General features: G+C 54.3%; 8 protein-coding genes. 7 read left to right on the top strand and 1 reads right to left on the bottom strand.

The features are described from left to right. The 7 genes from AXW11_RS02785 to AXW11_RS02815 form a co-directional block, all read left to right on the top strand. A partial coding sequence (locus tag AXW11_RS02785) for a zinc-binding dehydrogenase (RefSeq protein WP_286791762.1) occupies positions 1-508 on the top strand: 508 nt, incomplete at its 5' end. A 51-nt stretch (positions 509-559) separates the two neighbouring features. After that, positions 560-961, top strand: coding sequence for a VOC family protein (locus AXW11_RS02790; protein ID WP_286791764.1), 402 nt, complete (start codon positions 560-562; stop codon positions 959-961). 174 nt (positions 962-1,135) lie between these two features. Beyond that, positions 1,136-2,464, top strand: coding sequence for a DUF3422 family protein (locus AXW11_RS02795; RefSeq protein ID WP_286791766.1), 1,329 nt, complete (start codon positions 1,136-1,138; stop codon positions 2,462-2,464). A gap of 56 nt (positions 2,465-2,520) precedes the next feature. Continuing rightward, positions 2,521-3,351 (top strand): S-formylglutathione hydrolase, encoded by an 831-nt coding sequence (gene fghA / locus AXW11_RS02800; RefSeq protein ID WP_286791768.1) that lies wholly within the window; start codon positions 2,521-2,523, stop codon positions 3,349-3,351. Between the two features lie 17 nt (positions 3,352-3,368). Continuing rightward, positions 3,369-4,688 carry an NAD(P)/FAD-dependent oxidoreductase gene (locus tag AXW11_RS02805; RefSeq protein WP_286791769.1) on the top strand — a complete coding sequence of 440 codons (1,320 nt, stop codon included), beginning with the start codon at positions 3,369-3,371 and terminating at the stop codon, positions 4,686-4,688. Between the two features lie 50 nt (positions 4,689-4,738). Continuing rightward, positions 4,739-6,052 carry a replication-associated recombination protein A gene (locus AXW11_RS02810; RefSeq protein ID WP_286791771.1) on the top strand — a complete coding sequence of 438 codons (1,314 nt, stop codon included), beginning with the start codon at positions 4,739-4,741 and terminating at the stop codon, positions 6,050-6,052. 50 nt (positions 6,053-6,102) lie between these two features. Beyond that, positions 6,103-8,757, top strand: coding sequence for an excinuclease ABC subunit UvrA (locus AXW11_RS02815; RefSeq protein WP_286791772.1), 2,655 nt, complete (start codon positions 6,103-6,105; stop codon positions 8,755-8,757). Between the two features lie 62 nt (positions 8,758-8,819). On the opposite strand, the gene gltB is transcribed toward AXW11_RS02815, so the two are convergent. Beyond that, entirely contained in the window at positions 8,820-13,283 is a 4,464-nt protein-coding gene (gene gltB, locus AXW11_RS02820) for a glutamate synthase large subunit (protein ID WP_286791774.1), read from the bottom strand. Between the last annotated feature and the right edge of the window lie 522 nt (positions 13,284-13,805).

The raw sequence follows: 13,805 nt of genomic DNA on the forward strand, positions 1-13,805 counted from the left end.
GGCTATCCAGGGTGCTCGCCAAGCCAAAGCCGGGCGGATTTTTGCGATTGATATCAATCCGGACAAATTCGACTTGGCACGCAGCTTCGGCGCGACTGACTGCCTTAACCCGACTGAGTTCGAGAAGCCTATTCATGAAGTCCTCATTGAAATGACGGGTTGGGGTGTGGATCACACCTTCGAGTGCATTGGTAACGTCAACGTAATGCGCTCGGCACTGGAATCCGCTCATCGCGGATGGGGTCAGTCAATCGTGATCGGTGTCGCCGGTGCAGGCAAAGAAATCTCAACTCGTCCCTTCCAGTTGGTTACCGGTCGTACCTGGAAAGGCTCCGCGTTTGGCGGTGTAAAAGGTCGGACTCAGCTCCCAGGGATGGTGGAAGACTCAATGAAGGGTGGAATCGATCTTGCCCCGTTTGTCACCCACACCATGGGACTGGACGACATCAACGAAGCTTTCGATTTGATGCATGAAGGCAAATCGATTCGCACGGTTATCCATTACTAACCGATCCATCACCATCGTTTCATTCAACGACAGACAGTAAGGAAATAAACCATGACTAATCCCGTTATCTCTGGCGACGGTCTGTTCTCTCACGTGTTTATCGGCGCTGAGGACGTTCAGCAATCCGCCAAGTTTTATGATGCAGCCTTGGGCGCTCTCAACATCAGTAACCTTGGTCCTTTCGGTAACGATTGGGTGCTCTATGGCCGCGACAAACCCGCTTTCATCATCGCCCGACCGGGTAATGGTGAGGCGCCGTCGAGCAATGGCGTGACGGTAGGCTTCGCTGCAGCCACAACCGCCGAGGTGGACGCCTTTCATGCGGCGGGTCTGGCCGCAGGCGGAACCGATGAAGGGCAACCTGGAGCGCGTGACCACCTGCCTGGTGCCTACGCTGCCTACTTGCGCGACCCCGCAGGCAACAAGGTTTGCTCCTACACCTTTACTGAATGATCCAATGAAGGAAGCCCTGACAGCGACAGCTTATGCTTATATGGTTAGCAAGATCACCAAAGGCATAAAACCTTGCTGTCTCAAAGGGTTAAGCCCCTTAACAGCTAGCCCCATGCCCCAAAGCACTTGCTGAGGGGCATGAGGCCTTCCTACAAAATCAGTAATGAGGTCATCATGAAAGAGCCGAATAGCACAAGTTCGACAACCACGTCGCCTACCACCGAATCCGTATATGGCATGCCTGCGTATATTGATCGTGCGGCGGCAGTGGGAGAGGTTCATTCGCGACCACATCTACTGATCGACGCCCCAAGAAGCTTGCTACAACTCGCTTTCATGACCGAGGGGGATAAAGAGAAAGACCAGCTCGCGATGGATGAGCTGTCTCATCGCCTCGGGGTTCCCGAAACTGACCACACCGCTCGACTGCATGGTCTGACCTGGGAACAAGGGGATCTGCATTGTGAGAAGCACACCGAGTTCTCCACGTATCTCTGGTGCGCTCCACTGGACATGCAATCTGGCGAGCCGATTGGTGAAAACCCATTCAAACATGGGTTCATCCCGCCGGGCCCTGTGGTATCGGGGGTTCGCGTTACCCTGCTCCCATGGACCCCTGAAACTGAAACGAAAGCAGAAGAGTTCAAGGTCGCCAGTCTTTGTTACTCAATAGTCGAGGGAGGTTCAGCGGCCATCCTGACTGACTTTCATCAGGACAAGGACGGGTTGACCAATATTCTCATTCTGTCACGAGATTTAAGTCCTGCCCGCGCAGGAGCTCTGGTCCAGCGACTGCTGGAGGTAGAAACCTATCGCACGCTGGCAGTCTTATCTCTACCGCTAACGCGCTCAATGACAACTGAGCTACGGCGGATGGAAGCGCGCCTGGCAGCCATTACTGACGAAATGTGCACCAGCATGGCGCAACGTCGTGACAGCGACATCCTCCTGTCAGAACTGACCAACCTGGCCGCTGAGCTCGAGGCTGGTGTCGCCGCCAATCTCTATCGGTTTGGTGCGAGCAGCGCCTACTACGACATTGTCGAGGAAAGGTTAGCCGCCCTGTCAGAAGAATCGATATGCGGCTATCACACCTGGCATGATTTTCTACAGCGACGTATCGCCCCAGCAATGCGGACCTGTCATTCAGTGAAAGAACGCCAGGCCAAGCTCTCAGACAAACTCACCAGGGCAATCTCGCTACTCAGGTCCTGGATAGATGTGGAGCTGGAACGACAGAACAGGGACCTACTCGCCTCAATGGACAACCGCGCCAAGTTGCAATTACGCCTGCAACAAACGGTTGAGGGCCTTTCCGTTGCTGCCGTTTCCTACTACGTGGTGGGTTTGCTGAGTTATTTGTTGAAAGGTGTCCCCCTCGTTTACGACTTCGCAGCACCTGTAACCGCAGTAATGGTTCCAGTGGTAATGGTGGGGATCTGGTTGAAAGTACGCAGTATCAGGCGCGCTCATGCCGACACTGCTACAGAGAAAAGCACCTGACCAGAAATTCGTGAATGCTGGATTTCTGCTGATCGGGTTTCATATAGGAGAACATCATGGAACGCATCGAACATCACGCGTGTTTTGGTGGATGGCAGGAAATCTATCAGCACGAGTCCGCAACCCTCGGCTGCACTATGAACGTCGCAGTCTATTTGCCACCTCAGGCAGAAAAAGGCCGCGTGCCCGTTTTGTACTGGCTTTCCGGGCTTACCTGTACCGAGCAGAATGTCATCACCAAATCGGGGGTTCAACGGTACGCGGCCGAACACGGCATCGCTATCGTTGCGCCGGATAGCAGCCCCCGTGGCGAAAAAGTGGCCGACAACCATCTCTATGACCTTGGTCAGGGAGCGGGCTTCTATGTCAATGCGACACAGAAACCTTGGGCAGCTAACTATCAAATGTATGACTACGTTGTGCAGGAATTGCCTGACCTGATAGAAGCACACTTCCCTGTTACACAGGAACGTAGCATTAGCGGCCACTCTATGGGGGGGCATGGCGCACTGGTTATCGCTCTGCGCAACCCAGGACGTTACCGCAGCGTTTCCGCCTTTTCCCCTATTGTGGCTCCCACGCAGGTGCCATGGGGGCAAAAAGCCTTTGAGTCCTATCTCGGCAATGATCGAGAAACCTGGAAACAGTATGACACGCTTGAATTGATCGCTACGGCAGAGGAGCGCCTGCCCCTACTTGTAGATCAGGGAACCAGAGACGAATTTCTCGATAAGCAGCTCAAACCTGAGCTACTGACCCAGGCCTGCGAGGCCGCGCATCACCCGCTCACCCTGAACATGCGCACGGGCTATGACCATAGCTACTACTTTATCGCCAGCTTCATCGGCAAACATCTCGCTCATCATGCATTTGCACTGAGCCAGTGAACAGGAGTAATCCAGCCATGAGCAAGCAGATCAACAAGAGACACCGGGTGGTGATTATTGGCGCAGGTTTTGGCGGAATTGAGGTAGCCAAACGACTCGCTGGCGCAAATGTAGAGATCACGATCATTGATCGCAGAAATCACCATCTGTTTCAGCCCTTGCTATATCAAGTGGCGGGGGCCTCACTGTCCCCGTCAGAGATTGCCTGGCCAATTCGGTCTTTATTCCGTAACCGACCAGAGGTCAAAACCCTCATGGCGGAAGTACGGGGCGTCGACAAGACGAAAAAGAAAGTCATTCTAGACAATGGGCTAGAGCATCCCTATGACACTTTGGTGATCGCCACGGGAGCTACCCATGCCTATTTTGGACATGAAGAGTGGAAAGATTTTGCTCCGGGGTTGAAAACCCTTGAGGACGCCACCACTATCCGGGCTCACATCCTCGATGCCTTTGAAGAAGCGGAAAACCAGGGCGATCCTGAGCAGCGCGCAGCGCTTCAGACATTTGTCATCATTGGTGGCGGCCCAACCGGTGTTGAACTCGCTGGAACCATCGCTGAATTGGCTCGGGATACACTCGCCCATGATTTTCGCTCCATTGATACCAGCACCACTCGCGTGGTGTTGATTGAGGCAGGATCGAGATTACTGTCCGTATTTCCTGAAAAGCTTTCCAGCTATGCACAGCAGGCACTGGAAAAGCTGGGTGTCGAAGTCGTACTAGGTACCCCGGTCACTGAATGCTCTGATAACGGTGTGGTGTATGGCGGGAAACCACTGCCCGCCAAAACCATACTCTGGGCCGCAGGTGTCCAGGCATCGCCAGCAGCCAAGTGGCTGGGAACAACTGCAGACCGAGCAGGCCGGGTGGTCGTCGAGCCGGATCTAACCGTGCCGGGCAACAACAACATTTTTGTCATTGGTGATACCGCGTCCTGTGCGATGCCTGATGGCTTACTCGTGCCAGGCATTGCCCCAGCAGCCAAGCAGCAAGGTCAATATGTTTCCAAACTGATCCGGCGACGCCTCAAAGGCAAGCCAGTAGATGAAGTGTTCACATATCACCACCAAGGCAACCTGGCGACTATTGGGCATGGATCGGCAGTCATCCACATGGGCCGAGTGAAACTCAAGGGTGCACTGGCGTGGTGGATCTGGAAACTCGCTCACATCTACTTTTTGATTGGTACACGAAATCGCCTAAGCGTGGCTCTGAGCTGGATATGGAACCACAGTGTCGGCTACAGGGGGTCCCGGATCATTCTGCACCCAGGATCCGAAGAAGGCGGCTTATCCAGACCCATGACATTGAATAAACCTGGTGTAAGAGACTGATATTTCTATCTGATCTGACACTGGACTTCCCAACCGCGAGGTAGAGTACTTTGACAGATTTGTTCTCATCAGAGCCTATCCGCCCACTGGCTGACTTACTCCGACCCAAGTCGCTTAAGGAGTTCGTCGGCCAACGGCACCTGCTCGGCCCAGGCAAACCGCTGCGTCTCGCGTTCGAGTCTGGAAAGTTGCACTCGCTCATCCTTTGGGGGCCACCTGGTGTAGGAAAAACCACGCTGGGTCGGCTGGCAGCAACCGCGTCTGACAGCCACTTTATTGCAATCTCAGCGGTACTTGATGGCGTTAAAGAGATCCGCCAGGCCATTACTCAGGCTCAATCAGTGCTGGACGGCCAAGGCCGCTCCACTGTGCTGTTCATTGATGAGATCCATCGCTTCAATAAAGCACAGCAAGATGCCCTGCTCCCCCATGTGGAATCCGGGCTTCTCACGCTGATTGGTAGCACTACTGAGCACCCTGGACTGTCGGTCAATTCCGCCCTGCTCTCTCGTGCCCAGGTGTATTCGCTCGAATCCCTTACGGGCCAGGATCTGACTCAACTCTACCAACACGCACTGCCGCACCTGCAGGGCGTCACTCTGGATACTGACGCACTAGAACTGTTGATGGGCTTTGCCGATGGGGACGCAAGACGCTTCCTTAACTTGCTCGAACAAGTGACAAATGCTGCTGTAGGTTCGTCCAGGACAGCGGTGGATGGAGAGTTTGCCAGACTGTCCACCAGCCCCTCTTTGCGTAGGTTCGATAAGGGGGGTGACGAGTTTTACTGGCAACTCTCGGCTTTTCACAAGTCATTGCGAGGCTCCAATCCTGAGGCGGCACTTTATTGGTTCGCCAGGATTCTGGATGGCAGCGGCGATGTTTCACACGTCACCCGGCGCATGATCGTGATGGCCAGTGAAGATATCGGTAACGCTGACCCGCAGGCCCTACAAATAGCGCTTAATGCAGCCATGGCGTTTGACCGGTTGGGATTACCGGAAGGCGAGATTCCCATTGCTCATGCGATTACCTATCTTGCGCTGGCACCAAAATCCAACGCCTCTTATTCGGCCTGGAATCAAGCTAAAGCGTTTGCAAAGAGTAATGGTTCCCAACCGGTGCCCCTGCATCTACGCAACGCACCAACCAAGCTGATGAAAAAGATGGGGTACCGACAAGGATATCGATATGCCCATGACGAGCCCAATGCCTATACCGCCGGGCAGGCCTATTTCCCTGAAGGTGTCCCGCAACAGCAATGGTATCAACCAACTGATCGAGGGCTAGAAAATCGCCTGGGGCAACGTCTCTCCTGGCTACGCTCTCTGGATAACACATATTCGTCCGAAACACGTACCTGAAAACGGCCTAACAGCCCGATTTTTGCCCCAACACTCGACAGGACAATGCCATGTCAAAGACTACAGCTGGTTATGATGATGCCAACGGCTTCGTTCAGGTGCGTGGCGCACGTGAACATAACCTTAAAGACGTGAACGTCGATATTCCAAGAGATGCCCTGGTGGTATTTTCTGGCGTCTCGGGCTCAGGCAAATCGTCATTGGCGTTCGGCACCATTTATGCCGAGGCACAACGTCGCTATTTCGAATCAGTCGCGCCCTATGCACGCCGCCTTATTGATCAGGCTGGGGTGCCAGATGTCGATTCCATCGATGGGCTCCCTCCTGCCGTTGCACTTCAACAACAGCGCGGAGCCAGTAATGCCCGTTCTTCAGTGGGAAGTGTCACCACCCTGTCCAGTCTTGTGCGCATGATGTATTCCCGTGCTGGCGCCTACCCGGCGAACCAGGCGATGCTGTACGCGGAGGATTTCTCGCCCAATACACCTCAGGGGGCTTGCCCGACCTGTCACGGGCTTGGCCATGTCTACGATGTCACTGAGTCCATCATGGTGCCAGATCCTTCTCTAACGATCCGGGAGCGGGCTATTGCCTCCTGGCCGCCAGCTTGGCAAGGGCAAAATCTGCGCGACATCCTGGTGAGCATGGGCTACGACATTGATGTGCCCTGGAAAGACCTTCCACAGGCAGATCGTGACTGGATTCTGTTCACTGAAGACAAACCTACCGTGCCGGTATATCCGGGCTTTACACCTGCAGAAACCCAGGCAGCACTGAAACGCAAGCAGGAACCCGGTTACATGGGCACCTTCACCGGTGCTCGGCGCTATGTATTACATACCTTTGCCAACACGCAGAGTGCGCTGATGAGAAAGCGGGTATCACGCTTCATGGATGGCAAACTGTGTCCCACCTGTGATGGCAAGCGTCTCAAACCTGAGGCCCTCTCGGTGACCTTCGCGGGCGTAGACATCGGTGAGTTCATGCAAATGCCGCTGGACAAGTTAGCCTCATTGCTTGAGCCCATCACCCAGGGTGACTTTCATGCTCACACCGCGGGATCCGGCACGAATAAGGATGCCACCAAGCGTGACCGCGCTGAACGAGCCGCGTCTGGGCGTGCCGTGCATTCCATCTCGCCAGATGTGCGGCGCACATCTGCTCTGTCTGATGAAAAGCGCATCGCCGCAGAGCGTATTGCAAGCTCTGTCATGGCCCGTTTGCGCCAACTACAAGGGCTGGGCCTTGGTTACCTTACGCTTGATCGTGCCACGCCAACGCTTTCTGCTGGGGAGTTGCAACGATTGCGGCTCGCCACCCAACTGAGTTCACTGCTTTTTGGTGTGGTATACGTACTGGACGAGCCGTCCGCAGGCCTGCACCCCGCTGATAGCCAATCCCTTTACGACGCCCTGGATCGACTCAGCGAAGCCGGGAACTCGGTATTTGTCGTTGAACACGACCTGGATCTGATGCGACGGGCGCAATGGCTTGTGGATGTTGGGCCCAATGCCGGGGAGCACGGCGGCCAAGTGCTTTATAGCGGCGAACCAGAGGGGTTACGTGAGATTGAGGCGTCACGCACTGCCCGTTACCTTTTCAATGAAGTTCCCGCCCCCGAGAGTCGGCTACGTGGTCCCGCTGGCTGGCTCGAGCTACAGGGCATCAACCGACACAATTTGCATGGTGTTGACGCCAGCATCCCCCTAGGGGTGCTGACCGCCGTCACCGGCATTTCCGGATCCGGCAAATCCAGCCTTGTGGCTCAGGCCCTCCCGGAATTGGTGCTACTGCATTTAGGCGGAGAGCCCGAAGATGACGACGCGGAAAACGGTACTGATGATGGACCCGCAGTCATCGAAGTGACTGGCGGGCATCTTGCAGGCGACATTGATGCCATACAGCGGTTGGTACAGGTAGATCAGAAACCCATCGGGCGTACTCCACGCTCCAACCTGGCGACCTATACCGGCCTGTTTGATCATGTTCGCAAGCTGTTTGCTGCTACACCTGAAGCACGCAAGCACCGTTACAATGCAGGGCGGTTCTCATTCAATGTGGCCAAGGGTCGTTGTGAGACGTGCGAAGGTGAAGGCTTTGTCAGTGTAGAGCTGTTGTTCATGCCCAGCGTCTATGCCCCCTGCCCCACTTGCCATGGCGCCCGCTACAACGAAGATACGCTCAAGGTCCGTTGGAACGACAAGAATATTGCCGAAGTACTGCAGATGACAGTGGATGAAGCCGGTGAATTCTTTGCGAGTGAAGACGCCATCGCAAGACCACTTCAGCTGTTACACGACATTGGGCTCGGCTACTTGCGCCTCGGGCAACCTGCCACAGAACTTTCAGGCGGTGAGGCGCAACGCATCAAACTCGCTACTGAATTGCAGCGTTCCCAGCGTGGCCGTAGCCTCTATGTGCTTGATGAACCCACCACAGGGCTGCATGCATCAGATGCAGATCGACTGCTGGCACAGTTACAACGGTTAGTCGATGCCGGGAACACGGTGGTGATGATTGAGCATGATATGCGGGCGGTTGCCCAAGCGGATTGGGTCATTGATGTTGGCCCCGGCGCAGGAGAGGCAGGAGGCACCATTGTCGCCACCGGTACGCCGGAAGACGTTGCTCTGGCGCAGGGTAGCCAGACTGCACCGTTTCTGTCCGCCGAGTTGACCCGAGAGAAGCTGGCGCCGATCAGCTAATCCGATCCTAAGGTCTCAAAGGGCCCCACCAGGGGCCCTTTGATTTCGATCTCAGCTTCAAGTCAGGCAGGATTGGCTCGGGTAGATGCTAGCAGGCCAGCAAGATTCGCAGCCTTGGGCTTCACCAGCCAGAACTTGCGGCTCATGGCATCGAAGTTATCCAACAGGTACTCGCCCCACTCACTGCCCGTTTCCTTGACGAACTCACCGATGACGCCCCGCAGATGGCTACGGTGGGACTCGGTGGCTTCGGAACTGATGCGATGTAGCTCAATCAACTCGGGATTGATTCGGTCGAAGAAGTCGTTGTCTTCATCCAGGACAAATGCAAAACCCCCTGTCATCCCCGCCCCGAAGTTGTAGCCGGTGCGTCCAAGCACAGTCACAGAGCCGCCTGTCATGTATTCACAGCAGTGATCACCAGCCCCCTCTACTACAGCATGACAACCGGAGTTTCTCACTCCGAAACGCTCACCAGCGGATCCTGCTGCAAACAACTTGCCACCGGTAGCGCCATAAAGACAGGTATTCCCGATAATGGCCGTTTCCTGGCTCTTGAAGGGACTTCCCTGGGGAGGACGAATAACCAGCTTGCCACCTGCCATGCCCTTACCCACGTAATCGTTGGCATCACCCTCGATGTACATATGCAGACCACCTGCGTTGAACACACCGAAGCTCTGACCAGCGGTACCGGTAAAGCGCACTTTGACCGGTGCACTTTCCATCTCCAGATCACCGTAACGCCGTGCGATTTCACCCGAAACTCGAGCACCAATTGAGCGGTCGCGGTTGGTGATCTCATAATGGAAAGAACCACCGCTCCTGCTTTCGATAGCCACAAGCATATCGCTCACCATCTGCTTACCAAGAACGGCTTGGTCGAACGGCTCATTTCTGCTGACCTGGCAGAAAGCAGGCTTATCTGCCGCCACCAGATCGTTACGCAGGATCGGGCTCAGATCCAGCTTACCCTGACGCTCAGTCTCGCCTTCCAGCACCTTGAGCAGGTCTGTACGACCGATCAATTCAGGAATGCTTCTCACACCCAGCAACGCCAGCAGCTCACGGACCTCCTGCGCCACAAAGGTGAAGTAGTTGATCAGCAGCTCCGGGGCGCCGATGTAATGCTCCTTGCGGAGATCCTCTCGCTGGGTCGCCACACCAGTCGCGCAGTTATTCAAGTGACAAATGCGCAGGTACTTACAACCAAGCACAACCATCGGCACAGTACCGAACCCAAAGGATTCGGCCCCGAGGATGGCCGCCTTGATCACGTCCAAACCCGTCTTCAGACCGCCGTCGGTTTGGAGACGGATTTTGTCACGTAGATCGTTGCCACGCAGGGCCTGATGCGCTTCCGCAAGCCCCAGCTCCCAAGGCGAACCCGCATAGCGGATGGAAGTCAGCGGACTCGCGGCAGTACCACCGTCATAGCCGGAGATGGTAATCAGATCGGCGTAGGCCTTGGCCACCCCGGAGGCAACCGTTCCCACACCTGGCTCAGATACCAACTTCACGGACACCAAGGCATCAGGATTAACCTGTTTCAGGTCAAAGATAAGTTGTGCCAGATCCTCAATGGAGTAGATATCGTGGTGTGGTGGCGGAGAAATGAGAGTCACGCCGGGTACGGAATGGCGCAGACGAGCAATCAGCGTATTCACCTTACCGCCAGGCAGCTGACCGCCTTCACCAGGCTTGGCGCCCTGAGCCACCTTGATCTGCAGCACCTCAGCATTCACCAGATAGTGCGGCGTTACACCGAAACGACCGGAAGCGATTTGTTTAATTTTGGAAACACGTTCAGAACCGTAGCGGGCCTCATCCTCACCGCCTTCCCCCGAATTGGAGCGCCCACCAATACGATTCATCGCAGTAGCAATTGATTCGTGGGCCTCCGGACTCAATGCCCCAAGAGACATCCCTGCCGAATCAAAACGCAGCATGATGTCCTGAAGGGGTTCTACATCATCGACGCTAATGTGCTCAACATCGTCACGCAGGGCGAACAGATCTCGCAAGGTGGCCACCGGGCGCTTGTTGACCAGCTCGGCAAACACCCTATAGGCATCGTAGTCGTTGTCTTGGGTTGCACGATGCAAAGCATGAATTACATCCGGATTGAACGCGTGATATTCCTTACCATGAATAAACTTGAGGATACCGCCTGCATCAATAGGCTTACGCTGCTGCCAAGCATCCTTGGCCAGACTCACCTGGTCGCCTTCGAAATCCACAAAGCCTGCGCCCTGGATACGGCTGGCGACACCACGGAAACACAGGTCGGCAACTTCACTGTCGATCCCTACCGCTTCGAACAGCTGGGCACCACGGTAGGAGGCAATGGTGGAAATCCCCATCTTTGATAGGATCTTCATCAGCCCTTTGTTAATGCCTTTGCGGAAGCTCTTCTGCAACTCAACCGGATCGCCCAGCAGTTCGCCAGAGCGAACCATGTCAGCAATCACGTCATAGGCCAGGTAGGGGTACACTGCCGTTGCACCAAACCCAAACAGCACCGCAAAGTGATGAGAATCACGTGCAGTGGCTGTCTCCACGATGATATTGGCATCAGAACGAAGGCCTTTGTCGATCAACGCATGATGCACGGCACCAGTGGCCATTAGCGCTGGGACGGTCAGGGTATCCTGACTGATACCATGGTCACTCAGCACCACCAACACTTTGCCATCACGGACCGCTACTTCAGCAGCATCACAGAGGTTGATAACCGCCTGCTTGAGGCCGACATTCTGATCGTAATGCAGGCTAAGTCGGGTCGCCTCGTAGCCAGGGCGCTCAATGTTAAGCAGGTTGGCGAATTTGGAGTGGGACAAGATCGGTGTAGACAGAATCACACGATCAGCATGGTCGGCGGTCTCTTCAAAGAGATTCCGCTCAACACCAACGCATGTCTCTAGGCTCATCACGATCGCTTCGCGCAACGGATCGATTGGCGGATTCGTCACCTGAGCAAACTGCTGGCGAAAATAATCAGACAACTGTCGCTCGCGGCGGGACAGCACCGCCATAGGGGTGTCATCCCCCATGGAACCCGTTGCCTCCTGACCGGTTTCAGCAAGCGGACGGAGTACCTGATCACGCTCCTCAAAGCTGATTTGGAAGAATTTCTGGTAGCTGAGCAGGTCCTTGGAGTCGATTCCGTCTATTCGCTCCAGCTCATGTTCATAATCCGCCTCAATCCTGAGCGCATGGCGCTTTAGCCAGTCTCGATAAGGATGCCGCACCTTCAGACGGTTATCGATCTCTTTGGTGTGCATGATTTCGCCAGTCTCGGTATCAACCGCCAGAATCTGCCCTGGTCCAACCCTGCCCTTGGCGACAACATCTTGTGGCTTGTAATCATAGACGCCAATTTCAGACGCCAAGGTGATGAAACCGTTTTTGGTCACGACCCAGCGAGCTGGCCGCAGCCCATTGCGGTCAAGCATACACATGGCATAGCGGCCATCTGTCATGACCATCCCGGCAGGGCCATCCCACGGTTCCATGTGCATGGAGTTATATTCGTAGAAGGCTCTCAGGTCCGCATCCATGGTCTCCACGTTCTGCCAAGCAGGCGGTACCATCATGCGTGCGGCACGGAATAGATCCATTCCCCCCAAAAGTAGGATCTCCAACATGTTATCCATACTGGAGGAATCTGAACCAGTACGGTTAACCAGTGGACTTAGCCCCTCAAGGCCGGGCAGCAAGTCGTTCTGGAACTTGCTCTCGCGTGCCAACGCCCAGTTGCGGTTACCCTGAATCGTGTTGATCTCACCGTTATGGGCCAAATAACGGAAGGGATGAGCCAACTTCCATTGCGGGGAGGTATTAGTAGAAAAGCGGACATGGAAAACCACAATGGAAGTTTCCATGGCTTCATCTTGCAGATCCGGGAAAAACACCGGGAAATCCACCGGCATCATTAACCCTTTATAGGATATGACGGACGTCGATAGGGAGCAGATATAGAAATAGCCATCGTCTTTAATCGCTTTTTCCGCCTTTCGACGTGCGAAAAACAATTGGCGATTCAATTCTTGCTCAGAGCTCCCATCACAAGACACGAACACCTGCCAAAAACAGGGCAAGGAAGTCCGCGCCAAGTCTCCAAGGCAACTCGCATTAGTCGGCACCTCTCTCCACCCAAGTATATTAACGCCTTCGGACTCTAAAGCAGCGTTAATCGCCGATCTCTGGCGTTCCGCTTCTGCCGTGTCTGGGTGAGTGAACACCATCCCAACGCCATAGAGATCAGGCAAAGTAAATGCCTGCTCAGCACTCACCTTACGGAAAAAGGCATCAGGCTTCTTGATCAGTAGACCGCATCCATCGCTCGTCTTACCGTCGGCATTGATCCCTCCACGATGGGTCATATTGGTCAGAGCATCGATGGCCGTCGAGATGATCTGATGGCTGTGATGACCTTCAGTATGGGCAATCAAACCGAATCCACAGTTATCTTTGAATTCCCTGGGATCCGAGAGGCCGTGAACCCGATTCGAAGCATGCTGCATGGAAGCATTCCTTTGAAGCTGTGAAGGGAGGGTATGAAGAAGGAAGGTCGAGCCGACCCCAGTCCCTCGATAGTATCCCTAGCAGGGACTGGCGACAAATCACAGAAAAAGGTCCTACCAGCCTAAATAGACGAGCGGAAAACTTGAAGAAATGCGCTTAATGAACCGACATTATTTATGTTGTTTCAAATGGAAGAAAAGGGCCCCAGGGAGAAACAAAACACAAACTGCTTTGCTAACCCCTGCCTGCATCATATGAAGAGATTTCCTCTTTAATTTGAAGTCACATTACATATTACATAATTCGTAATATTTGCTATGCTGTCCAAAATGACAGTTACATGAGACTCGAAAGATGATCCCGTTCAAATCTCGTTATCAATTTAAGCACTTAAGTTGGAACTAGCTAATTCACATTTCGAATGTCCGACCAACGTCATTTTTTCATGGTTTTAGTTGTCTGTCCTCCCCTAACCTATTGATTTTCAGTTAGGAAGATTTAGATCTTTAGTTGGTCGGCCA

Origin of the sequence: Marinobacter sp. Hex_13 (genome assembly GCF_001566815.1) — a bacterium.
Taxonomy (GTDB): domain Bacteria; phylum Pseudomonadota; class Gammaproteobacteria; order Pseudomonadales; family Oleiphilaceae; genus Marinobacter; species Marinobacter salarius.